The sequence below is a fragment of the Microbacterium sp. MMO-20 genome (genome assembly GCF_037147735.1).
Lineage (GTDB): Bacteria > Actinomycetota > Actinomycetes > Actinomycetales > Microbacteriaceae > Microbacterium.
Map to the genome: position 1 here is coordinate 219,296 of NZ_JBBCUU010000001.1, position 22,573 is coordinate 241,868.

The window sequence follows — 22,573 nt, forward strand, 5'->3', positions numbered from 1 at the left end:
TCTGCAGTGCAGGGGCCCGCGCAGGTGACACTGAACTCACCGGGAAACCGGAATCGAAGCTCCGTGCGCTTGCGCCGGAGCTTTTTCGCATTGCGGGGGTGCGGTCGCGGCGGCGCCTCGCCATCGTGGGGCGTCACGTACACATCCAAGGAGTGACCATGGCGCGCAAGGACGCATCGGTTGCCGAGCTCACGAAGAACTTCGAGGACTCCGCCGCCGTTCTGCTGACCGAGTACCGCGGTCTGACGGTTGCCCAGCTCAAGCAGCTGCGCAACAGCATCCGTCAGGACGCCTCGTACGCCGTGGTGAAGAACACGCTGACCAAGATCGCCGCCAACAACGCGGGGATCACGGCGCTGGACGAGGACCTCAAGGGTCCTTCGGCCGTCGCTTTCGTGCACGGTGACTTCGTCGCCACTGCCAAGGCTCTTCGTGACTTCGCCAAGGCCAACCCGCTTCTGGTGATCAAGGGCGGCATCTTCGAGGGCAACGCCCTGAGTGCCGACGAGGTCAACAAGTACGCCTCGCTCGAGAGCCGCGAGGTTCTGCTGGCGAAGGCTGCGGGCATGATGAAGGCGACGATGGGCAAGGCTGCCGCCACCATCGACGCGCTTCGCGAAAAGCTGGAGACCGCCGAAGCCGCGTGAGCGGTGGCGATCTCTTCACCACACACCCCATCTATCTAGGAGATACATCATGGCTAAGCTCACCACTGAGGAGCTGCTCGAGCAGTTCGCCGGCCTGACCCTCGTCGAGCTCAACGACTTCGTCAAGGCGTTCGAGGAGAAGTTCGAGGTCACCGCTGCTGCCCCCGTCGCCGTCGCCGGTGCCGCTGGTGGCGCGGGCGCCGCTGAGGCCGAGGAGGAGAAGGACTCGTTCGACGTCATCCTCGAGGCCGCCGGCGACAAGAAGATCCAGGTCATCAAGGTCGTCCGCGAGCTCACCTCGCTCGGCCTCGGCGAGGCCAAGGCCGTCGTCGACGGTGCCCCCAAGGCCGTGCTCGAGGGCGCGAACAAGGAGACCGCCGAGAAGGCCAAGGCTTCCCTCGAAGAGGCCGGCGCGACGGTTACCCTCAAGTAATCACGCTCACGCGTTCCGAGAGCCCTCCTGCCTCGTGCAGGGGGGCTCTCGTCATCCCGCGGGGGCTCCCAGCGAGGGCGCTGCGGTGGAATTGCGCATGATGAGGCGCGCGGGGGTGCGTATGACGGTGCGCGCGCGCCCCGGGTCGGCGATCTCGGCGAGCAGCACTTCGACGGCGGCCGCGCCCTGCTCACGGGGGACCTGCTGCAGCGTCGTGAGGGCGAACATGTCCGCGAACTCATGATCGTCGATGCCGACGACCGAGAGCGACGACGGCACCTGGATGCCGAGGCGCCGGGCCGCGATGATCGTCCCGATCGCGACTTCGTCGCAGACGCCCACGATCGCGGTCGGGCGGCGGCGCGTATCGCCCAGCAGGTCCGCCGCTGCGGCATAGCCGCCAGGGAGTGACACCTCGGAGTGCGCGTGGCGGACGAACTCGGAGAGACCGGCTTCGCGCATCGCGTGCCGGTACCCCGCGAGGCGCTCCTGATCGACATGCGCCCAATGACTGCGCGGCGACCCTCCCACGAATGCGATGTCGCGATGTCCCAGCTCGATGAGGTGCTCGGTCGCACGGCGCGCCGCGTGGTCGTCGTCGACGGCGACGACGCTCGTCTCCTCTCCCGTGCCGACGACGCTGACGATCGGCCTTCCGATCTGGGTCAGCTGGTCGATCTCCTGGTCGACCGGCTCGAGACCGACGGCGATGAGCCCGTCGAAGCGCTTGCGCGCGAGGAAGTCGCCGAAGATCCGTTCGCGGCCGGGCGTGCCGGGCTTGGCGTCGTACAGCGTGAGGTCGAGTCCGCGTTCCAGGAGGGCCTGCTGGATGCCTTCGAGCACTTCCGCGAAGAACCAGCGGTTGAGATACGGCATGACGACGCCGATGTTCTGCGTGCGCCCGGTCGCCAGCCCGACAGCGCCCGCTGACGGCACGTATCCGAGGGCGTCGGCGGCGTCGCGCACGCGCGCCCGGGTGGTCTCGGACACATAGCCCGACCCGCTCAGCGCGCGACTGGCCGTCGCCTTCGAGACGCCCGCCCGTGCGGCCACCTCCGCAATGCCTGCCATTCGGCTCCTCCTCGAGTCGCTTCCTCACGATAGTGGAAATCTCGCCCAGTGTGGAACCGCTTGTGATCAAATGTGCGCGCTCCCACAGCCTCGAATCGCCGTTATCCGCTCGTGATCTCGCCGATGTTGCGTTGGGTGCGGAAGTCCAATACGGTGATGTGGAATCGGTTCCCTACGACAGCACAGATGCGCGGGGAGTCGAGGTACGCACTCAACGAGGAGGAATCACGTGCGGAAAACTCAACGTCGGTGGATCGCGCCGATCGCCGTCATCAGCGTCGCCGGCTTCGCGCTCGCGGGCTGTGCCGAGGGGGGCTCGAGCGGCGGCGACAGCAGCGGCTCGGCGGAAGGCCAGACTGTCCGTATCTCGGGTGGTATCACCGGATCCGAGGCGGATCTGCTGCAGCAGTCGTTCGCGAAGTTCACCGAGGACACCGGCATCAAGGTCGAGTACACGGGTGACAAGGGGTTCGAGGGCAACATCGTCACCAAGGTGACCGGTGGTGACGCTCCCGACCTCGCAATCGTCCCGCAGCCGGGTCTGCTGCAGACCCTCATCGGCACGGGCGACGTCGTCAAGGCTCCCGACGCGGTCGACAAGGCCGTGGACGAGAACTGGTCGTCCGACTGGAAGGCCTACGGCACGGTCGACGGCACCTTCTACGCCGCTCCGATGCTCGCCAACGTCAAGGGCTACGTCTGGTACTCGCCCGCCAAGTTCAAGGAATGGGGCGTGGAGGTCCCGAAGACGTGGGACGAGCTGCTGACTCTGACCAAGACCATCCAGGAGAAGTCGGGGACCGCTCCCTGGTGCGCGGGCTTCGAGTCGGGTACCGCCTCCGGCTGGCCGGGGACGGACTGGATCGAGGACCTCGTGCTGCGCCAGTCAGGCACCGACGTCTACGACAAGTGGGTGGCCGGTGACGTCAAGTTCACTGATCAGCCGATCGTCGACGCGTTCGACTCGCTCGGCAAGATCCTGCTGAACCCCGACTACGTCAACGCTGGCTTCGGCGACGTGCGCAGCATCAACTCGACGGCCTTCGCCGATGTCGCGGCAAAGGTTGCGGACGGCACGTGCGCCATGACGCACCAGGCGTCGTTCCTCTCGTCGAACTTCCTCGATGTGAAGACCGCCGCGGGCGAGACCCCGAAGGTCGCCGCCGATGGCGACGTCTACGCCTTCGTGCTCCCGGGCACGAAGGAGGGCGAGACGCAGGTCGAGGCCGGCGGCGAGTTCGTCGCGGCGTTCAACGACAACGAGGCGACCGCCAAGGTGCAGGAGTTCATGGCGTCGGCCGACTTCGCCAACGCGCGAGTCAAGCTCGGCGGCGTGATCTCGGCGAACAAGAACGCCGACCCGTCGCTCGCGTCCAGCGAGTTCCTCACCGACGCGATGACGCTGCTGCAGGACCCGAACACGACCGTCCGCTTCGACGCGTCCGACCTCATGCCCGCTACGGTCGGCTCGGGGTCGTTCTGGAAGGGCATGGTCGACTGGATCGACGGCAAGGACCAGGCCACGGTCCTCAGCGACATCCAGGCCGGCTACAACAACTGATTCGCAACATCTGAGCGGTGGTGGGATGCCGGTCTGACCGGCATCCCACCACTCTCGCACCCGTACGGAGCCCGTCCGTACGGCACCCGTTCCGCGTCCGCCGAAGCACACGGAGGCCCTGCCGCATGTCCGACACCACGACCGCGAAGCCCACGACGACGTCGGCTCCCGCAGAACCACCGGGGAAGAATCCCCCTCGCCGCGACGGCGAACGCACCGCCCGCGGATCGCGGTTGATCCTGCTGGTCGGTGCCATCCTGGTCGTCGCGCTTTTCGTCTTCCTGATCATCCAGACCCCGCGCGAGACGAAGCCGACGACGATCGGCTTCTCGCTGAACAGCTTCTTCCAGTGGCTCGGAAACCAGCATCAGCTTGTGCAGATCCCGATCGTCCTCGTCGTCTTCGGCGCGGTGATCGGACTCCTGCTGCTGCTGATCGAGTTCGCTCCGCGCCCCGGCCGCTTCTATTTCTGGCTGCGCCTGGTGTCGTGCTTCGCGATCCCGGTGATCGCGTTCATGCTGCTGCGGCCGTACCAGAACGCCGTGCTCTACGTCCTCGGCATCGCGGTGGTCCTGGGTGCGGTGCTCTTCCTCCTCGACTACCGCTCCCGCGAGGGCGCCGGCTACTTGTTCCAGCTCGTGCTGTTCGCCGCCCCCGCCGTCATCCTGCTGCTGGTCGGCCTCATCTACCCGGCGATCGCGACCTTCGTCCAGTCGTTCTTCGACAAGACCGGCAAGGAATTCGTCGGCATGGAGAACTACGTCTGGGTCTTCACCAACCCGGAAGGCTTCTGGTCGGTCATCAACACGGTGATCTGGGTGCTGATCGCTCCCGCCGTCGCGACGATCATCGGACTGGCGTACGCCGTGTTCATCGACCGAGCGCGCGGAGAGAAGTTCCTCAAGGTCCTCATCTTCATGCCGTTCGCGATCTCGTTCGTCGGGGCGGGCATCATCTGGAAGTTCGTCTACGACTACCGCCAGGGTGACCAGCTCGGCATCCTGAACGCGATCGTCACCGCGTTCGGCGGTGAGCCGGTGTCGTGGCTGAGTGTCACGCCGCTCGTCAACAGCCTCCTGCTCATGGTCGTGTTCGTGTGGTCGCAGACGGGCCTCGCCATGGTGATCCTCTCCGCGGCCATCAAGGCGGTCCCGGCCGAGCAGAACGAAGCCGCCGAGCTCGACGGCGCGAACGCGTGGGAGAGGTTCCGCAACGTCACCGTCCCCGGCATCCGCTCGTCGATCGTCGTCGTCGTCACCACCGTGGCGATCGGGGCGCTGAAGATCTACGACATCGTCGCCGTCATGACCGGCGGCCGCTCGAACACGAGCGTGCTCGCCTTCGAGATGGTCAACCAGCAGCAGCGCTTCCAGAGCTACGGTCACTCTGCGGCGCTCGCCGTCGTGCTGTTCCTCTTCGTCACGCCGCTGATCGTGTTCAACGTCATCCAGATCCGGAAGCAGAGGGAGATCCGATGAGCACCGGGGTCGACATCATCGAGCCGATCGCGGACACGCGCACCGCCCGGCAGGTCGCACGAGACACGCGCAAGAACGAGGCGATGGCGCGCAAGCGCCTGACCTCCAAGGGCGCGACGATCGCGGCGATCATCATCGCCTTCTTCTGGACGATTCCGACGTTCGGGTTGTTCGTCACCTCGTTCCGCCCCGGCGCCGACGTGCAGTCCACCGGGTGGTGGACGGTGTTCGTCGATCCGTCGTTCACCCTGTCGAACTACTCGGAGGCGCTGAACTCGGGCGGCACCGCGCTCACGCTCGGCCAGTCGTTCCTGAACTCGCTCGCGATCACGATCCCGGTCGTGTTCTTCGCGCTCGCGGTGGCGTCGCTCCTCGCGTACGCGTTCGCCTGGATCGACTTCAAGGGGCGCAACTTCGCCTTCATCGCGGTGTTCGCGCTGCAGATCGTGCCGTTGCAGATGGCCCTCGTGCCGCTGTTGAGCCTGTTCTCGCGCGGCCTCACGATCGGGGAAGTCACCGTGTTCCCCGGTTTCGCGCTGCGCGACATGGAGCACAGCTTCGCGACGGTGTGGATCGCGCACACGATCTTCGCCCTGCCGCTGGCGGTGTTCCTGCTGCACAACTTCATCGCGGAGATTCCGAGCGAGGTCATCGAGGCCGCGCGCGTGGACGGCGCGGGGCACGGGCAGATCTTCTTCCGGATGATCCTTCCGCTCGCCGCTCCCGCCCTGGCATCCTTCGCGGTGCTCGAGTTCATCTGGGTGTGGAACGACCTGCTCGTGGCCACCATTTTCGCGCCATCGTCGTCGCTGCCGTTGACGCAATCGTTGAACTCGCTGTCGGGCACGTGGGGCAACAAGTGGTTCCTTCAGGCGGCGGGCACGTTCATCTCGATCATCGTGCCGCTGCTCGTGTTCTTCGGCCTGCAGCGCTTCTTCGTGCGGGGTCTGCTCGCGGGGGCGACGAAGGGCTGAATCGGAGAGCGGGGAGGCTCTAGGCTCAGCCCATGGCCTCCCCGCTCACGACATCCTCCGACGCCGGCGACGCCGTGGACCCTGCCCGCGGCCTCACCGCTGCGGAGGCGGCGCGGCGCACTGCGGCGGGCCAGGCGAACGCGTATACCGCCGAGACCAGCCGGAGCGCGGCCAGCATCATCCGGGCCAACGTCTTCACACTCTTCAACGGGATCGTCTTCGCGTGCTTCGGGGTGCTCTTCGTCCTCGGCCGCTGGCAGGACGCCCTCTTCGGGTTCTCTGCGATCGCGAACGCCGTCATCGGTTCGGTGCAGGAGTTCCGCGCGAAGGCGGCGCTCGACCGACTTGCGCTCCTCAACGCCGCGAGCGCCCGCGTGCGGCGTGACGGCGAAGAGAGCGAGATCCCGCCGGGAGAAGTCGTCCTGGGCGACATCCTCGTGCTGCGCGCGGGCGATCAGCTCCCCGCGGACGCGCGCGTCGTGTCGACGCGCGGTCTTCAGATCGACGAGTCCATGCTCACGGGTGAGGCCGACGCGATCGACAAGCACGAGGGCGACGACGCGCTCTCCGGATCGATCGTCGTCGGCGGTGACGGGGAGGCCCAGGTCGTGCGCGTGGGTGCCGACTCGTACGCGAACACGTTCGCCGACGAGGCGAAGCGCTTTTCTCTGGTCGGATCTGAGCTGCGCGACTCGATCAACCGCGTCCTCACGTGGGTCGGCTGGGCGATCGGCCCCGTGGGCCTCCTTGTCCTCAACGCGCAGATGCAGGCCGCGGGAGGCTGGTCGCACGCGTGGGACACGGGGACCTGGGTGCAGGCGGTCGTCAACACCATCGCGTCGCTCACCGCGATGATCCCCCTCGGTCTTGTGCTCATGACCTCGATCACGTTCGCCGTGGGGGCGGCTCGCCTCGCAAACCGCCAAGTGCTCGTCAACGAGCTCCCCGCGGTCGAAGGCCTCGCGCGCGTCGACGTCATCTGTCTCGACAAGACCGGCACGCTCACCGAGGGGGAGATCACCTACGGCGATGCCACCGTGCTCACCGAGACGACCGGCTGGCGGGAGACACTCGGCTGGTACGGGCGGGCACCCGAGGCCAACGCGACCGCACGGACTCTGCTGGAGCCGTTCGGCGCCGAGCCGGTGCGGGTCGCCTCCGAGACGATCGGGTTCTCGTCGGCACGCAAGTGGAGCGCCGTGTCGTTCTCGGATGCCGAGGGGACGTGGGTGCTCGGTGCCCCCGAGATGATCTTCGGTGCGGCGGCGACGGATGCCGACGACCCGCTCGGAGCGATCGTCACCGCGCGCGCCGCGTCGGGGCGCCGGACGCTCGTTCTGGGGTTCGCCCCGGCATCCCTCACCGCAGCAGATGCGGAGGCCGAGCGCCTGCCGGAGGGGCTTCTGCCCGCGGCGGTGCTGACCTTCCGCGAGAAGGTGCGCGAGGACGCCGCGCAGACGCTCGCCTACTTTCAGGAGCAGAACGTCGATATCCGGGTGATCTCGGGGGACAACCCGCGCACCGTCGCCGCGATCGCCCGTGAGGTCGGTCTGGATGCAGCCGAGGGCTATGACGCCCGCACCCTTCCGGAGGACGAAGCCGCGCTCGCCGATGTGCTCGAGCAGAACATCGTGTTCGGGCGCGTGACGCCGGACCAGAAGAAGCGGATGGTCGAAGCCCTCCAGTCGCGCGGTCACACCGTCGCGATGACCGGCGACGGTGTCAACGACGCGCTCGCGATCAAGACGGCCGACATGGGCATCGCGATGAACTCGGGATCCCCCGCGACGAAGGCCGTCGCGCGCCTCGTGCTCCTCGACGGCAAGTTCTCCCACCTGCCCGACGTCGTCGCCGAAGGGCGTCAGGTCATCGCGAACATCGAGCGGGTTTCGATGCTCTTCCTCACGAAGACCGTCTACGCGACGCTTCTCGCGATCATGTTCGGCGTGCTCGTGCTGGAGTTCCCGTTCCTGCCGCGACAGCTCTCGATCACCGACGGCCTGACGATCGGCATCCCCGCATTCTTTCTCGCGCTCATGCCGAATGCGCAACGGTACATCCCCGGTTTCCTCCGGCGATCACTGAGCTTCGCGATCCCCGCGGGCATCGTCGTCGCCCTCACGCTCACGTTCTACACGCTCACCGTCCGCGGCACCGTGGACGCGGACCAGCTGCGCACCGGCGCGACGATCATCCTCGCCGTCGTCGGCATCTGGATCCTCGGGGTGCTCGCCCGCCCTCTCAACCGCTATAAGGGTGCGGTCGTCGGGGCGATGTTCATCGCTCTCGTCGTGATCTTCAGCGTGCCCCTCGCACGGAGCTTCTTCGTGCTCGTCGACCCGGGGCAGGACACGGCGTTCGTGATCGCCCTATACGGCATCATCGCGATCGTCCTCGTCGAGGTTATCCGTGCGATTCAGCGTCGCTACGTGGCGCGCAGCGAAGCCGCGGGCGGTACCCGCGCTCTCGCTGCACATCCTTTGGAGCGCGCGCCCCGCCCGGTGGGCGTTGCCATCGCCGTCGTGCTCGTCTACCTCGGCGGCCTCGCGAGCGCGCTCTTCGGGCTCCTCTTCCTGCTCAGTCGCTACGACGTTGCGGAGGGTGAAGTCGTGGCCGTCTCCCTGATCGGATCGGGGATCATGCTGTTCGGGTTGCTCTCGGTGGCCGCGGCATCCGGTCTCGGGCGCGGCAGCGGGCTGTCCCGCGTCTTCGTCACTGCGCTCGCGGCGATCCTCATGGCGCTGCAGGTGTGGAGTCTCATCGAGACGCACGACTTCAGCGGGTGGTCGATCGCGCAGATCGTGCTCCACGCCGCCGTCATCGCGGCGCTGTGGCTCCCGCCGAGCGGGCGGTTCTTCCGCCCGGTGCTCCATGCGGGCTGATTCGGGAGGTCAGCCCGGCGGAGCGAGCCCACCGTGCGTCAGGGAGCGCAGGCGAGGTTCTTCTGCAGCGATGTCATGAGGTCGATCTCGGCGGACTGCGTCGCGATCACACCCTGCGCGACCTGGATCGCCCGCGGCTCGTTCCCGAGGTCGACGAGGGCCTGCGCCATCGGGAGCGCGCCCTCGTGATGGCGGATCATGAGCGAGAGGAAGCGGCAGTCGGCATCCGTGCCCGTCGCCGCCCGCATGCCGTCGATCTCGTCGGTCGTCGCCATGCCCATTTCGGCCCGGAGCTCCGCTTCCGTGGCAGAGGGCGACGCGGCGTGCTCGTGACCGGACGGCGCCGCAGCCATCCAGGCCATGAGCGGGCCGCCCGACTGCGGCAGGTTCCACTTCACGAGCCAGTCGTAGAACTCGCCCTTCTGAGCAGACTGGGTCGTCGCGATGTCGTAGGCGAGCACGCGCACGCTCTCGTCGTCGGTCGTGCGGTAGATGTCCATCGCCATCTCGACGGCCTGGGCGTGGTGCACCTGCATGTCACGAGCGAAACCCGCCTCGGGCGAGTCGGTGCCGGGCAGCGCCCCCGCCGCGCCCGCGCCGAACGTCGAGAAGCGCCCGATCGCGAACGCGAGTGCGGCGACGGCGACGGCCACGAAGAGCACTGCCCACCACGGCGGCAGGGCACGCGCGGGCGTCGGGTCGGAAGACCGGCTCACGACAGCTTGCCGGGCCCGTCGATCGCGCCCGTGCACGCCGCTGCCGGCTCGGGGACGTTCTGGCTGCGCCAGTACTCCTCGAAGAACGCGGGGATGCGCGGGTCGGACGCATCCTGCAGCTGCAGCTGCGTGTTCCAGCCGCTCAGAACAATCGGGGCGGGCAGCCCCTCATACGGGGAGAGGATCGTATAGGTCGACGGCAGGTGCGACTTCAGCGTCGCGAGCTCGTCGCCGGAGACCCGCGCGGCGTCGTACGTCACCCAGATCGCGCCGTGCTCGAGCGAGTGCACGGCGTACTCGTTCTGCTGCGGCTGGTCGTAGACGCCGCAGTTCAGCCAGTACTGGTTGTGCGGGCCGCCCGCGGGCGGGTTCTGCGGGTAGTCGACCGTGCCCTCGACGTGGCGGGTCTCGTTCGTGAACGTCTCGACACCGTCGATCGTCGCGCCGGTGCCCCCGGCCTCGTAGGTGGGCGCCGGGGCGGGGGCGAAGATGATGGATGCCGCGACGACGCCCACGACGGCGAGCGCGGCGACGGAACCGACGACCCACCAGGTCAGCCGGCTGCGGCGGCGCTTCGCGAGCTGGCGCTGGTACTCGGCCAGCTTCTCCTGCTTCTGCTGTTCGCGCTGCTGCTTGACCGTGAGGTCGATCCGCGCCTGCGTCGCGGGGTTTCCGCTCGTGCGCTTCGACGGGGGCTGCTGCGGGGAAGTCGGGGTCATGTGCGTGATCTCGGCTCGGGAAGCCGGCGCGGACATCGCCGGTGATCCGATCCTATGCAGTCGAATACGTGCGTGGGTCGGCTCGGGGGCCACTGTCGGCAATATCATAGAAAGCTCGCCGAATCGTTTCGAGATCCGTGCGTTGCCCTCTCACTCTCCCCCTTCCGCCACCGACGGGACATCCGTGCGCGACATCGACCGCTCCGCTTCGCCCTCCACCGCGCCGATCGTGCTGCACCCGGGCGACGCGATCTCAACGCCTCGCCGTATCGTCTACATCATCCTGCTGGGCGCCTTGACGGCGCTGGGTCCGTTCACGGTCGACCTCTACCTGCCGGCCTTCCCGGTTCTTCAGGCCGATTTCCACACGACCGCGGCGGCGATCCAGCTGACGCTCACCGGCACCATGATCGGGTTCGCACTCGGGCAGCTGATCGTCGGCCCGCTCAGCGACAAGGTCGGCCGGCGCATCCCGCTCCTCGTGGTCACCGCGATGCACGTCGTCGCGAGCGCCGGCGCGGCCCTTGCCCCTTCACTCGAGCTCTTGAGCCTCGCGCGGGTGCTCATGGGCATGGGTGCGGCGGCGGGCGGCGTCGTGGCGATGGCGATCGTCCGCGACCTCTTCGGCGGGCGTCGACTCGTCGTCATGCTGAGCCGTCTCGCCCTCGTCTCGGGTGTCGCTCCCGTCGCTGCACCCCTCATCGGGTCGGCTCTCCTCGCCGTCATGCCGTGGCGGGGCATCTTCGTCGTGCTCGCCGTGTACGGCCTCGTCATGCTCGTCTCGGCGATGGTCATCGTTCCCGAGACGCTCCCTGTCGCTCGCCGGCAGGAGAAGGGCGGGGCGACGGTGCTGCAGCGATACCGCAGCGTGCTGCGCGACCGTGTGTTCATCGGTGTGCTCATCATCGGCGGAATGACGTTCAGCGGGTTGTTCTCGTACCTCTCGGCGTCCCCGTTCCTGTTCCAGGAGGGCTACGGCTTCGATCCGCAGCAGTACGGCGTGCTCTTCGCCGCCAATTCCCTGGGCGTCGTGCTCGGTGTGCAGGTGGCATCGCGCCTGGCGGCACGGTTCGGACCGCAGTGGGTCCTCGCCTGGTCGACAGCCGTGCTTGTCATCGCTTCCACGGCGATCGTCGTGCTCGATCAACTGGACGCGGGACTGTGGGGCACGGTGGTGCCGTTGTTCGTCTTCATGACCGCGTGCGGATTCACCATGCCGTGCGTTCAGGTGCTCGCGCTCGATCGGCACGGCAAGGCGGCGGGCACCGCGGCATCCCTCATCGGAGCGAGCAACTTCGGCGTCGCCGCGGTCATCTCGCCTCTCGTCGGATGGATCGCGCAGGATGCCGGGATCACGGCGAGCACGATGGCCGCCGTCATGATCGGCTGCGCCGTCGCCGGGTGCCTGTCGCTGTGGCTCGTCGTCCGGCCGAGGACGGTCGCCCGCCTCGCGCCCTGACGCGCGTCGGCGGGCCGGCCCGCCTCCCGGGAAGAGGGATCGTGGTCGGGCACAATGGGGCGATGACGACGCCGCCCGACGAACACGCCACGACGGTAGCCCTGCAGCGTGCGGTGATCGGGGTCGTTCTCGTCGTCTGCGCGTTCGCCGTCGGCATCCTCGTCACGGTCGAAGCCGACATCGACCTCGACGAGTGGTGGAACGGGGTCGTCTCGTGCTTCGTGTTCCTGCAGCCGGCGTCGCTCGCGATGAATTTCCTCGGCGGGGGCTGGTTCGCCACGTTCGTCGTGCCGCTCGGTGCGGCCGCCGTGCTGGTGGCCCTCCGCCGCCCGTGGGGTGCGGTGTTCGTGCTCGCGGCGTCGGCCTCCAGCGCCGCCGGGGTGCAGGTGCTCAAGGCCACGTTCGGACGCGCCCGTCCCGAGGACATGATCGTGGTCTCCGATCACGGCTCTTTCCCGTCCGGACATACCGCGAACGCCGCGACCCTCGCGGTCATCGCGGTCGTGCTCGCGCCGCGCGTGTGGGTCGCTCTCGTCGGCGCGGCGTGGGTTTTCGCGATGGCGTTCAGTCGCACGCAGGTGCACGCGCACTGGCTGAGCGACACCGTCGGGGGCGCGCTCGTGGGAGCGGGATTCGCGCTTCTCGTCGCGGCGGCGTTCACGCCGAGACTGACCCGTGAGAGCGAGCGACGCGCTCGCTAGGCTTCAGGCATGACTGCTCCCGATGATGCCGAGCTCGCACGCCTGCAGGCCGAGGCCGAGGCCGCCGAGGCGGCGCTGAAGCTGGCCCAGGCCAAGGCCGCGCTCGCCGCAGCACAGGCCGAGGCCGCCCGGTCCTCCACCGGCGATGCGACATCTCGTCCTCCGGCCCCTGCGCCGACCGAATCAGCGCCGACCGAGTCTGCGCCGACCGAGTCTGCGCCGACCGAGTCTGCGCCGACGGAGCCCGAGAGCGAGGGCCCGCTCGGTCCGGCGGACATCGCGGCGATCACGAAGGGGTACACCTTCGAGGGGACGACCCTCGATCTCGGCGCGCTCATGAACGGAGAGCCCCTTCCGAGCGCGCAGATTCGCATTCCGCTCGGCATGCTGAACCGTCACGGACTCGTCGCGGGCGCTACCGGCACCGGCAAGACGCGCACGCTGCAGGGCCTCGCCGAGCAACTCGCGGACAAGGGCGTTCCGGTTTTCGCCGCCGATATGAAGGGCGACCTCTCCGGCATGGCGACGGCGGGGGAGCCGAGCGACAAGCTGCTCGCGCGGACGCGCGCGCTCGGTCAGGACTGGAAGCCCGAGGCATCCGTCGTGGAGTTCTTCGCTCTCGGCGGCGTCGGCAAGGGCGTGCCGGTGCGTGCGACGGTCTCGGGCTTCGGCCCGCTCCTGCTCAGCAAAGTGCTCGGCCTCAACGAGACGCAGGAGTCGAGCCTCGGCCTCGTCTTCCACTACGCCGACGCGAACGGGCTCGCCCTCGTCGATCTGTCGGACCTCCGAGCCGTGCTCACGTACCTCACGAGCGACGACGGCAAGGCTGAACTGAAGAACCTCGGCGGGTTGTCGGCGGCGACGGCGGGCGTGATCCTCCGTGAACTCATCACGTTCGCCGACGGCGGCGCCGATGTGTTCTTCGGCGAACCCGAGTTCGACGTGAACGACTTCCTGCGGACGGCGCCAGACGGCCGGGGGATCATCTCACTGCTCGAGGTGCCCGGCGTCGCCGACAAGCCGGCGCTCTTCTCGACGTTCCTCATGTACCTGCTCGCCGAGCTGTTCGAGATCCTGCCCGAGGTCGGCGACCCCGACACACCCAAGCTCGTCTTCTTCTTCGACGAGGCGCATCTGCTCTTCCGGGATGCCTCGAAGGACTTCCTCGCGCAGATCGTCCAGACGGTGCGGCTCATCCGCTCGAAGGGCGTCGGCGTCTTCTTCGTGACGCAGACGCCCAAGGACGTCCCCGCCGACGTCCTCGGACAGCTCGGATCGCGGGTGCAGCACGCCCTGCGGGCGTTCACGCCCGACGACGCCAAGGCGCTGCGTGCGACCGTGGGCACGTACCCCAAGAGCGGGTACGACCTCGAGCGCACGCTGCAGGAGCTCGGCACGGGAGAGGCGATCGTCACCGTCATGAGCGAGAAGGGCGCGCCGACGCCGGTCGCGTGGACGCGCCTGCGCGCGCCGCAGGGGCTCATGTCGCCGACGCCGGATGCCCAGATCGATGCCGCGGTCGCGGCATCCGTCCTGCTGCCGCGCTACGGCACGCCGATCGACCGCGAGTCGGCGCGTGAGATCCTCACGGCCAAGATGAACGCCGTGGCCGAGGCGGAGGCGGCTGCCGCTGCGGCGAAGGCGCAGGCCGAGACCGACAACGAGCTCGCGAAACAGCAGGCCGCGGCGCAGAAGGCCGAGGCCGCCGCCGAGAAGGAGCGGCAGAAGGAGTACGACAGGCTCATGAAGGCCTCCGGCGGCACGTCGCGTACCCGCACCACGCGCAAGGCCGACGCGTCACCCCTCGAGCAGGTGCTGAACTCCAAGACGACGCAGACGATCCTGGGCTCGGTCATCCGTGGGATGTTCGGCACGGGAAGGCGCTGACCGGAAGACCTAGCCCGGCGGATGCCGGGGCGCAAGCCCGTCGCGACGGTGCATGGGTCGTCGTACGCTCGCCGCATGGCTGAACTGTCTACCCCGACCGGACGCGAGGAGGAGCTGCGCGCCGTCCCCCGCGCGGACGGCACCGCTCCGCGCGCACTCGTTCTCGGCGCCACCGGCTACATCGGCGGTCGGCTCGTGCCGCGCCTCGTGGCCGCGGGGTACCGCGTGCGGGTGCTCGTGCGCGATCCCGCTCGGCTCGCCGCGTTCGACTGGGCCGACGCGGTCGATGTCGTCGCGGGCACGGCGACGGACACGGCGGCTCTCGAGACCGCGTGTGCGGACGTCGACGTGCTGTACTACCTCATCCACTCGATGGGGGAGGGCGCGGGGTTCGAACGGGCGGATCTCGCGGCGGCGCGCGCCGTCGCGGCGGCGGCATCCGCGGCATCCGTCGGACGCGTCGTCTACCTCGGCGGCTTGCATCCCGAGGGGGTGCCCCTGAGTCCGCACCTGCGTTCGCGTGTCGACGTGGGCGAGGTGTTCCTCCGGAGCGGGATGCCCACGCTCGAGCTGCAGGCGGGGGTCGTCATCGGGTCGGGGTCGGCGTCGTTCGAGATGATCCGGCACCTCACCGAGGTGCTGCCCTACATGCCGGCGCCGAAGTGGGTGCGCAACTTCATCCAGCCGATCGCGGTCCGTGACGTGCTCCACTACCTGCTGGGAGCCGCGCGGGTCGCGCCCGACGTCAACCGGGCGGTCGACATCGGCGGACCCGACGTGCTGCGCTACGGGCAGATGATGAACGGCTACGCCGTGGAGGCGGGACTTCGGCAGCGGCCCATCGCGGCGCTCCCCGTTCTCACTCCGGGGCTCGCGTCGCACTGGGTGAACGTCGTCACACCGGTCCCGCGCGCGATCGCGCGCCCCCTCATCGCGTCGCTGCAACACGACTGCGTCATGGACGACCACGACGTCGACGCGCTCATTCCGCGGCCCGCAGGCGGCCTGACGCCGTACCGGCGCGCCGTCGCGCTCGCGCTCGGCCGGGTCGAGGCCGACACGGTGGAGACGAGCTGGCAGGATGCCGAGGTCACCGGCATCCCGTCCGATCCACTGCCGTCCGACCCGGAGTGGGCGGGGCGTACGGTGTTCACCGACATTCGGGTCGTGCGCACCCCGGCGCCGGTCGACGACCTCTGGGCGGTCATCGCGGGGATCGGCGGGGTCAACGGGTGGTACTCCGCCCCCGTGTTGTGGGCGATCCGCGGGTGGATGGATCGCCTCGTCGGCGGGGTCGGCCTCTCCCGCGGCCGGCGCAGTCGGTCCCGCGTCGCGGTGGGCGACGTCATCGACTTCTGGCGCGTCGAAAAGGCCGAGCCTGACAAGCTGCTGAGGCTGCGGGCCGAGATGAAGGTCCCCGGTCTCGCATGGCTCGATCTCGCCTGCGAGCCGGACTCCGGCGGCGGCTCGGTGTATCGGCAGCGGGCAGTGTTCTTTCCGGCCGGGCTTGCCGGCCGGCTGTATTGGCTCGCCGTGCTGCCTTTCCACGGGTTCATCTTCCGCGGGATGGCGGAGCGCATCACGGCTGCGGCGGAGGCCGAAGCGGAGGCCGCCGGGGCGACTCGGCAGCCGGTGGTCGCGACCGACCGCTCGTAGACTGAACGGGTGCCGTTCATCCGTCCCTTCCGCGCCGGCGACGAGCTGGCGCTCTCGGACATCTGCGTGCGCACCGCGGATGCCGGGGCCGACGCCACCGGAGTCTTCTCCGATGACGATCTGTGGGGAGAGGTGTTCGTGCTGCCGTATGTGACGCGGCATCCTGATCTGGCGTTCGTCGTCGAGGCGGACGACGGCCGCGTTGTCGGGTACGTCGTCGGCACCGATGACACGCGCGCGTTCGAAGACTGGTTCGCGCAGTCCTGGTGGCCGCAGTTCGCTCAGCGCTGGCCGCGCCCGTCCGCGCCCGCCGAGGAGCGGACGCGTCAAGAGGGGACGGTGGAGTACGCGTATCGCCGCCGGGGCGGTGCCGAGCCCTTCGGCGACACGTACCCGGCGCACCTCCACATCGATCTGTTGCCCGAGCTGCAGGGGCAGGGCTTCGGGCGTCGCCTCATCGATACGCTCATCGACGCACTCCGGGCTCGGGGCGTGACGGGACTCCACCTCGCGGCCGACAGCCGCAACGCCGGCGCGATCGCCTTCTACCCGCGTGTCGGCTTCACGCGCATTCCCTCGCACGCGGACGTCGTCGCGTTCGGCCGCTCGCTCTGACGGGTCGAGCCGGGCGTGTCAGCGCGGGGCTTCGCCCCACGTACGGGCGAGTTCGGAGATCGCGGCGACGGCGTCGCGCACATCGTCCGGGGAACCGCCCGCGCGGCCGGCGACGAGCCCGGCGGCGAAGGCGCTGAAGGGTGCCGCCGGCCGGGCGACCCCGTTCGCGACGTCGCGGGCGAGGTCCAGGATGAGCCCGACCGGGAGGTCCTCGCCATCGAGGCCGAACCGTGTGCGGAGCGCGCTGGCCCAGGCATCCAGTGCTTCGGGGGGAAGGGTGCGGTCGCTCATGGGGTCTCCTTCGAGGGTGCGGTGGAGGTGGCTGGTGCGGTAACGGGCGCGTGTGCCCCGGCGCGGCGCAGATCGTCCCACGTGTCGATGTCGAGCGGTCCCGACTCCTCCGGGGCGGGGGGCAGCGCGATCAGATCCAGCGGGCCGATGAGGGCGCGCATCGACGTGCCCGCGCCTCGCGCGGGGGTGGCGCGGGCGGCGCGAACGAGCGCTGACGTGCGATAGCAGGCCATCAGCCACTGTGCGCGACCGTCGCGGTCGGTGAGATGGAGGCCATCCGCACGGGTGCGCGACACGATCAGTGTCGCCAGCGCCTCGTGCAGGCGCGCCACGGCGGATGCCGGGTCCACGAGGTCACAGGCGAGCACGATCGTCCAATGCGGCAGTTCGGAGCAGTTCTCCCGCCAGGCCTCCAGCGCGGCGATCACCGCGGCCGCGGGACCGCCGTAGGGCGGATCCTCGCGCACACGCTGCGAAGGGGCGGGGGAGTCCTCGGGAGCGAACGCAGCCGGGCGGTCCGGCCCGACGATCGTGATCGGGCGGACGCCCTCCATCGCTGCGGCCGCATCGATCGTGCGGTTCAGAAGGGAGTCGCCGTCGATCATCAGGAGGGGCTTGTCGACACCGTCCAGACGAGTTCCGCGCCCGCCGGCGAGCAGGATCGCGCCCATCGATGGCGCCGCCGCCCCGTTCGACTCTTCGTCGGTCGAACCGCTCGCGTCGCTCGCATCGATCATCGTGTGCTCTCCCCGGCTCACCCGATCAGGACGACATCGACGAGGTCGTCGGGTGCGACGACATCCACTTCCGGCGGGACGATGGCGTACCCGTCCACGGCGCCGAGCCGCACCGCTCCTGGTGCGACAGGCGCCGCTGACCACTTCGCGGGATCGGTGCGATCGACCGTCACGGCGCGGTATTGCCGGCGGCCGCGGGCTGCGCGCCACCCCTCGGCAGCGCGCATGCGCAGCACCGCACGGTCGTGCGGTGCGCGTCCCTGAAGTGCGAGGAGGGCGGGGCGGACGAAGACCTCGAAAGAGACGGCGGCGCCCGCAGGGCTCCCGGGCAGCCCGAACAGCAGCGTCGAGCGCCCGTCGGCGAGCGTCGCGACACCGAACCCCTGCGGTCTGCCCGGCTGCATCGCCACGGGGCCGAAGCTCATCGGGCGCACGGTTGTGCGCACGACCTCGTACGCTCCCGCGCTCACGCCCCCGGTGAAGACGACCGCGTCGATGCGATCGGTGTTCGTGGAGATGTCGTGGAGCAGGGCCGCGAGCGCCGCCCCGTCGTCGTCGACATGAGCCGCGCGGACGACGACGGCACCTGCCTGCGTCGCGAAGCCCCCGATCATCGCCGCGTTCGACTCGGCGATCTGCCCCCGGCGCAGCGGGGATCCCGCGGGGACGAGTTCGCTGCCGGTCGACACCACGACGATTCGGGGACGTGCGGCGACGGCGATGCGGTCGACGCCGGCGGAGGCGAGAGCGGCGAGCTGCATCGGCCCGAGGCAGGTGCCCGCAGGCACGATGACGTCGCCGAGTCGCCCCTCCTCGCCGCGTCGGCGGATGTGGGCCCCGACCGCGCGCGGCGGGGCGAGCACCGAGATCTCCGAGAGCGAATCCGCAAGGCCGCCCGCCGTGTCCTCGAAGGGGACGATGGCGTCGGCCGCCGTGGGTACGGGCGCCCCCGTCATGATGCGGGCCGCCTCGCCCGGCCCGAGAGCGGGATCGGCCGTCGCGCCCGCGGGGAGGTCCGCGACGACGCGCAGACGCGCGGGCGATGTCGACGTCGCGGCGTCGACATCGGCGCTGCGCACGGCGAAGCCGTCCATCGCGGAGCTGTCGAAGGGCGGCGCGTCGACGGCGGCACGGGCGTCGCGGGCGAGGGTCCTGCCCGCGGCCTCCGCGAGAGCGACGGAGACTGCGGGGAGCGGACGCACGGCGTCCAGGATCGTCGCGCGGTGCTCCTCGACCGAGATCGCGGCCGCGCGGAGGTCGGGGTGCGCGGGCGCCGGGAGCGAGGACATGGGCACCAGGCTAGCGGGCGGCACGATCGCTGCGGGCGTCACGGGATCGGCACGGCCGGGGCGGACGCCGGGCTCAGACGATCGCGCCCGCAGACAGCCTTATCGTCCGGTCGACGAGGCCTTCGGGAACGGCGACGTGCGAGATGAGCACGACCGTCTGATCGCGCGAGGCGGCGCCGAGCAGATCCGTCAGGAGGGCCTCGGAGGCGTTGGCATCGACGCCCGCAGTCGGCTCGTCGAGGACGAGGACGGGGAAGCCCCGCAGGAGCGCTCGAGCGAGGGCGATGCGCTGCGCCTGACCGCCGGAGACGAGCGCACCCCGTTCGCCCACGCGCGCCGACAGCCCACCACGCTCGCGCAGCCACGGCCCGAGGCCGACGCGCTCGAGTACTGCCTCGAGGTCGGCGTCGGTCGCGGTCTCGCGGGCGAAGAGCAGGTTCTGCCGGATGTCCTCGTCGAAGAGCATGGGCTGCTGTTCGCACAGGCCCACGGTGAGACGCACGTCATCGGGATTGAGGTCCGCGACATCCCTGCCCCCGAGGACGTATCGGCCTGCGGACGGATCCAGGAAGCGCAGCAGCACATGCGCGAGCGTCGTCTTGCCGGCCCCGCTCGAGCCCACGACGAGCACGCGCTCGCCGGGTGCGACGGCGAGATCGACGCCGTGGAGAGCGTGCGGCAGGGCGTCATCGCTGCCGTTCGCTGCGAACGGCCAGCGCGCCGAGACCCCGCTCAGCACGAGTCCCTCGCCGAGCGGGGGAGCGATGCCCGTCGGAGCGGGAACGCTCTCTGACGGGATGCCGGCAGGAACGTCGGCGGGGACGGATGCCGCGATCCGCTCCGCCGCGGCACGCACCTGCCGCCACGCGGCCGCGGCCGCGGGGACGGCGGAGAACACCTCGAACACCGCCATCGGTACGAGCACCGCGACGGCGAAGGCGGGACCGGTCAGTGTGCCGTCGCCGACGGCCGGAGCCGCCACGAGGACCGCGCCCAGCGAAGCCGCGCCCGCCGCGAGCGAGACCAGCGCCGTCGTCCCGGCCTGCGCTCCGGCGCGCCGTGTCACGGCGCGCCGGAGATCGGCGTCCGCGTTCGCGATGCGGCGGGCGCTGGCGTGCTCGGCGCCGTAGGCGACGAGCACGTCGAGGCTGCCGAGGTGGTCGAGCACGGCGTCGGCGAGACGCGCGCGGAGCGGCGCGATGCGCCGCTCCGCGCGCGAGCCCGCGGCCCAGCCCCATCCGGTCGCGACGAGGGCGGCGAGCGCGAGGCATCCGAGCAGTGTCAGCGCCGCCGGCCACCACACGAACGCCACGAGCAGAACCGCCCCGAGGGCGACCGCCGCCGACGACACGAGCGGCAGGACGACCCGCAGCGGCAGGTTCTGCAGCTCGTCGACGTCGTCGACGAGCGCACCGAGAACAGAGCCGCGGCGCGTGCGGGCGAGGCCGTCCGGCGCGAGCGGGATGAGCCGGCGGACGAGGTCGGTGCGGGTGACGGCGAGCTGCCGCAGCGCCGCGTCGTGGCTCGCGAGGCGCTCGGTGTAGCGGAACGCCGCCCGGCTCAACGCGAATGCGCGGACGCCCACGACAGCGGCGGAGAGGTACATCACGGCGGGTTGCTCGCTCGCGCGCACGATGAGCCACGCACTGCAGGCGAGCAGGGCAACGGCGGAGGCCTCGGAGAGGAACCCCGAGGCCGCGCCCGCCCAGAACCGGCGCAGCGGAGGCATCGCGCGGCGCAGGATCTCAACGGGGGTCGTGGCAGCGGACGTCATGCCGCCACCTCCGTTGCGCGGGGCGCGAGGGTGACGACCTGGTCGGCGATCTCCCGTGCTGAGCGGCGGTGGGACACGAGGAGGACCGTGGCGCCATCGTCGGCCATGCCGCGCACGGCGTGCCAGAGTGCCGCCTCGGTCTCGGCATCCAGCGCGGAGCTCGGCTCGTCGAGGGCGACGACCGTGGCACGCCCGCGGAGGCGTCGGTAGAAGGCGCGCGCGACCGCGACGCGCTGCGCCTGCCCGCCGGACAGGCCCGCACCCTGCACGCCGAGTGCGCGTGCGGGGTCGAGTTCTCCGGCCTGCGCGAGGTGCAGTGCGCGGGCGACGAGCTCGGGCTGCGCGTCCGCGCCGCCCGGGTCGCCCAGCGCGACGTTGTGGCTGATCGTGTCGGCGATGAGTCCGGGCTGCTGGCCCGCCCACGCGAGCCACTCCGCCGCGCGCAGTTCGGCGAGCGATATCCCGCCCACCGTCACGCCACCCTCGAAGCTCGCCGCGCCGCGGAGTGCGGCGAGCAGACTCGATTTGCCCGACCCGCTCGGTCCCTCGAGAAGAGTGACGGTGCCGGGCGTCGCGGTGAAGGTGACTGCGGGCAGGAGCACGTCGCCTCGGCGGACGCGCACCCCTTGCAGCTCGACGCGGCCATTCACGGGGATCTGCTGTGGCTGAGGGGCACCGGAAACGACTCCGGCGCCGGCTGCGTCGTCGAGCACGGCGAAGACGTCGTCGGTCGCAGCGACGCCTTCGGCGGCGGCGTGGAACTGCACCCCGACCTGTCGCAGCGGGAGGTAGGCCTCGGGTGCGAGCAGCAGGACGAACAGGCCCACCGTGAGCGTCAACGACCCGTCGAGCAGGCGGAAGCCGATCGACACGGCGACGATCGCGACCGAGATGGATGCCAGGAGCTCGAGCGCGAACCCGGAGAGGAACGACACCCGCAGCACCCGCATCGTCTCGCCGCGATAGGCGTTCGTGACCTTCTCGATCGAGGATGCCGCGCGGTGCTGGCGCCCGAAGACCTTGAGGGTCGCGAGTCCCTGCACCGTGTCGGCGAATCGGGCGGCGAGTTGTCCGAGGGTGCGCCACTGCTTCTGCTGCACGGTGCGCGTCGCGAGGCCGATCAGCACCATGAACAGCGGGATGAGGGGGAGGGTGATGAGCACCGTGAACCCAGACACCCAGTCCTGCGACCACATGACGGCGACGAGAACCGGCGTTGCGATGACGGTCAGCACGAGCTGCGGCAGATACCGGCCGAAGTAGGCATCGAGGGCTTCGAGGCCGCGTCCGGCGGTGACGGCGAGCTGCGCCGTGTTGCGGCCCGCGAGCCAGCCCGGACCGAGCGCGCCGACGGCGGCGACGAGCCGCTCGCGCAGCTGCACCTGCACGCGCGCGGACGCCCGAGCCGACAGGGACTCGCGCGCCCACAGCAGCATCGCGCGGAGCGCTGCCACGGCGCCGAGCGCGCTCAGGATGGCGGTGAGCTCCGCCCACGACGTGCCCGCGATGACCCGCGTGATCGCACTGGTCAGCAGCCACGCGAACGCGACGACGACGGCGGTCTGCGCGACGCCGATCACGGCGATTGCGAGGAAGAACCCGCGCGAAGCCGCGGCGTACCGCACGAGCCGCGGATCGACCGGGCGCACGCGCGCCGGAGCCGGGTCGGGTGCCATGCTTCGA

General features: G+C 70.0%; 19 protein-coding genes. 11 read left to right on the top strand and 8 right to left on the bottom strand.

Annotated elements, in window-relative coordinates:
- Positions 1–158 precede the first annotated feature (158 nt).
- Together rplJ and rplL are read left to right on the top strand one after the other, a co-directional pair.
- Positions 159–647, top strand: a complete 489-nt coding sequence (gene rplJ / locus WFI52_RS01185) for a 50S ribosomal protein L10 (protein WP_292863658.1) — start codon at positions 159–161, stop codon at positions 645–647.
- 49 nt (positions 648–696) lie between these two features.
- Positions 697–1,080 (top strand): 50S ribosomal protein L7/L12, encoded by a 384-nt coding sequence (rplL, locus tag WFI52_RS01190; protein WP_292863653.1) that lies wholly within the window; start codon positions 697–699, stop codon positions 1,078–1,080.
- Positions 1,081–1,131: 51 nt separating this feature from the next.
- Here rplL and WFI52_RS01195 read toward each other — a convergent pair whose 3' ends face one another.
- Positions 1,132–2,151, bottom strand: coding sequence for a LacI family DNA-binding transcriptional regulator (locus WFI52_RS01195; protein ID WP_336625402.1), 1,020 nt, complete (start codon positions 2,149–2,151; stop codon positions 1,132–1,134).
- 229 nt (positions 2,152–2,380) lie between these two features.
- Here WFI52_RS01195 and WFI52_RS01200 point away from each other — a divergent pair, with 229 nt between their 5' ends.
- The 4 genes from WFI52_RS01200 (at position 2,381) to WFI52_RS01215 (ending at position 9,046) form a co-directional block, all read left to right on the top strand.
- The gene (locus WFI52_RS01200) at positions 2,381–3,712 is read left to right on the top strand and encodes an ABC transporter substrate-binding protein (RefSeq protein ID WP_336625401.1); all 1,332 of its coding nucleotides are present in this window, start codon (positions 2,381–2,383) and stop codon (positions 3,710–3,712) included.
- Between the two features lie 125 nt (positions 3,713–3,837).
- On the top strand, positions 3,838–5,190 hold the full coding sequence (locus WFI52_RS01205) for a carbohydrate ABC transporter permease (RefSeq protein ID WP_336625400.1): 1,353 nt from the start codon (positions 3,838–3,840) through the stop codon (positions 5,188–5,190).
- The gene (locus tag WFI52_RS01210) at positions 5,187–6,164 is read left to right on the top strand and encodes a carbohydrate ABC transporter permease (RefSeq protein WP_336625399.1); all 978 of its coding nucleotides are present in this window, start codon (positions 5,187–5,189) and stop codon (positions 6,162–6,164) included. The genes WFI52_RS01205 and WFI52_RS01210 overlap by 4 nt, the downstream gene beginning before the upstream one ends.
- Positions 6,165–6,196: 32 nt before the next feature.
- Positions 6,197–9,046, top strand: coding sequence for an HAD-IC family P-type ATPase (locus WFI52_RS01215; protein ID WP_336625398.1), 2,850 nt, complete (start codon positions 6,197–6,199; stop codon positions 9,044–9,046).
- 38 nt (positions 9,047–9,084) lie between these two features.
- On the opposite strand, the gene WFI52_RS01220 is transcribed toward WFI52_RS01215, so the two are convergent.
- Positions 9,085–9,762 carry a DUF305 domain-containing protein gene (locus WFI52_RS01220; RefSeq protein ID WP_336625397.1) on the bottom strand — a complete coding sequence of 226 codons (678 nt, stop codon included), beginning with the start codon at positions 9,760–9,762 and terminating at the stop codon, positions 9,085–9,087.
- Positions 9,759–10,481 carry a DUF3105 domain-containing protein gene (locus WFI52_RS01225; RefSeq protein WP_336625396.1) on the bottom strand — a complete coding sequence of 241 codons (723 nt, stop codon included), beginning with the start codon at positions 10,479–10,481 and terminating at the stop codon, positions 9,759–9,761. The genes WFI52_RS01220 and WFI52_RS01225 overlap by 4 nt, the downstream gene beginning before the upstream one ends.
- A 184-nt stretch (positions 10,482–10,665) precedes the next feature.
- Here WFI52_RS01225 and WFI52_RS01230 point away from each other — a divergent pair, with 184 nt between their 5' ends.
- The 5 genes from WFI52_RS01230 (at position 10,666) to WFI52_RS01250 (ending at position 16,799) form a co-directional block, all read left to right on the top strand.
- Complete coding sequence (locus WFI52_RS01230) at positions 10,666–11,940, top strand: multidrug effflux MFS transporter (protein ID WP_336625395.1); 1,275 nt, start codon at positions 10,666–10,668, stop codon at positions 11,938–11,940.
- Between the two features lie 62 nt (positions 11,941–12,002).
- Positions 12,003–12,641, top strand: a complete 639-nt coding sequence (locus WFI52_RS01235; RefSeq protein WP_336625394.1) for a phosphatase PAP2 family protein — start codon at positions 12,003–12,005, stop codon at positions 12,639–12,641.
- Positions 12,642–12,650: 9 nt separating this feature from the next.
- Positions 12,651–14,528, top strand: a complete 1,878-nt coding sequence (locus WFI52_RS01240; RefSeq protein WP_336625393.1) for a helicase HerA-like domain-containing protein — start codon at positions 12,651–12,653, stop codon at positions 14,526–14,528.
- A gap of 75 nt (positions 14,529–14,603) precedes the next feature.
- Positions 14,604–16,184, top strand: coding sequence for an SDR family oxidoreductase (locus tag WFI52_RS01245; RefSeq protein WP_336625392.1), 1,581 nt, complete (start codon positions 14,604–14,606; stop codon positions 16,182–16,184).
- A 9-nt stretch (positions 16,185–16,193) separates the two neighbouring features.
- Positions 16,194–16,799 carry a GNAT family N-acetyltransferase gene (locus WFI52_RS01250; RefSeq protein WP_336625391.1) on the top strand — a complete coding sequence of 202 codons (606 nt, stop codon included), beginning with the start codon at positions 16,194–16,196 and terminating at the stop codon, positions 16,797–16,799.
- An 18-nt stretch (positions 16,800–16,817) separates the two neighbouring features.
- On the opposite strand, the gene WFI52_RS01255 is transcribed toward WFI52_RS01250, so the two are convergent.
- The 5 genes from WFI52_RS01255 to cydD form a co-directional block, all read right to left on the bottom strand.
- Positions 16,818–17,090 (bottom strand): DUF6457 domain-containing protein, encoded by a 273-nt coding sequence (locus WFI52_RS01255; RefSeq protein ID WP_336625390.1) that lies wholly within the window; start codon positions 17,088–17,090, stop codon positions 16,818–16,820.
- Complete coding sequence (gene mobA, locus WFI52_RS01260; RefSeq protein WP_336625389.1) at positions 17,087–17,827, bottom strand: molybdenum cofactor guanylyltransferase; 741 nt, start codon at positions 17,825–17,827, stop codon at positions 17,087–17,089. The genes WFI52_RS01255 and mobA overlap by 4 nt, the downstream gene beginning before the upstream one ends.
- 17 nt (positions 17,828–17,844) lie before the next feature.
- Positions 17,845–19,116: a molybdopterin molybdotransferase MoeA gene (locus tag WFI52_RS01265; protein ID WP_336625388.1), complete on the bottom strand. Its 1,272-nt coding sequence runs from the start codon at positions 19,114–19,116 to the stop codon at positions 17,845–17,847.
- Between the two features lie 73 nt (positions 19,117–19,189).
- Positions 19,190–20,890: a thiol reductant ABC exporter subunit CydC gene (gene cydC, locus WFI52_RS01270; protein WP_336637389.1), complete on the bottom strand. Its 1,701-nt coding sequence runs from the start codon at positions 20,888–20,890 to the stop codon at positions 19,190–19,192.
- Positions 20,887–22,566, bottom strand: coding sequence for a thiol reductant ABC exporter subunit CydD (gene cydD / locus WFI52_RS01275; RefSeq protein ID WP_336625387.1), 1,680 nt, complete (start codon positions 22,564–22,566; stop codon positions 20,887–20,889). The genes cydC and cydD overlap by 4 nt, the downstream gene beginning before the upstream one ends.
- Between the last annotated feature and the right edge of the window lie 7 nt (positions 22,567–22,573).

What these genes read in the sequence shown, in the direction of transcription:
- WFI52_RS01265 (WP_336625388.1), bottom strand. Translation starts at nt 19,116, where the DNA reads ATGTCCTCGCTCCCGGCGCCCGCGCACCCCGACCTCCGCGCGGCCGCG.
- cydC (WP_336637389.1), bottom strand. Translation starts at nt 20,890, where the DNA reads ATGACGTCCGCTGCCACGACCCCCGTTGAGATCCTGCGCCGCGCGATG.
- WFI52_RS01240 (WP_336625393.1), top strand. Translation starts at nt 12,651, where the DNA reads ATGACTGCTCCCGATGATGCCGAGCTCGCACGCCTGCAGGCCGAGGCC.
- rplJ (WP_292863658.1), top strand. Translation starts at nt 159, where the DNA reads ATGGCGCGCAAGGACGCATCGGTTGCCGAGCTCACGAAGAACTTCGAG.
- WFI52_RS01215 (WP_336625398.1), top strand. Translation starts at nt 6,197, where the DNA reads ATGGCCTCCCCGCTCACGACATCCTCCGACGCCGGCGACGCCGTGGAC.
- WFI52_RS01225 (WP_336625396.1), bottom strand. Translation starts at nt 10,481, where the DNA reads ATGACCCCGACTTCCCCGCAGCAGCCCCCGTCGAAGCGCACGAGCGGA.
- WFI52_RS01235 (WP_336625394.1), top strand. Translation starts at nt 12,003, where the DNA reads ATGACGACGCCGCCCGACGAACACGCCACGACGGTAGCCCTGCAGCGT.
- WFI52_RS01195 (WP_336625402.1), bottom strand. Translation starts at nt 2,151, where the DNA reads ATGGCAGGCATTGCGGAGGTGGCCGCACGGGCGGGCGTCTCGAAGGCG.
- WFI52_RS01205 (WP_336625400.1), top strand. Translation starts at nt 3,838, where the DNA reads ATGTCCGACACCACGACCGCGAAGCCCACGACGACGTCGGCTCCCGCA.
- cydD (WP_336625387.1), bottom strand. Translation starts at nt 22,566, where the DNA reads ATGGCACCCGACCCGGCTCCGGCGCGCGTGCGCCCGGTCGATCCGCGG.
- WFI52_RS01255 (WP_336625390.1), bottom strand. Translation starts at nt 17,090, where the DNA reads ATGAGCGACCGCACCCTTCCCCCCGAAGCACTGGATGCCTGGGCCAGC.
- WFI52_RS01245 (WP_336625392.1), top strand. Translation starts at nt 14,604, where the DNA reads ATGGCTGAACTGTCTACCCCGACCGGACGCGAGGAGGAGCTGCGCGCC.
- WFI52_RS01210 (WP_336625399.1), top strand. Translation starts at nt 5,187, where the DNA reads ATGAGCACCGGGGTCGACATCATCGAGCCGATCGCGGACACGCGCACC.
- mobA (WP_336625389.1), bottom strand. Translation starts at nt 17,827, where the DNA reads ATGATCGATGCGAGCGACGCGAGCGGTTCGACCGACGAAGAGTCGAAC.
- rplL (WP_292863653.1), top strand. Translation starts at nt 697, where the DNA reads ATGGCTAAGCTCACCACTGAGGAGCTGCTCGAGCAGTTCGCCGGCCTG.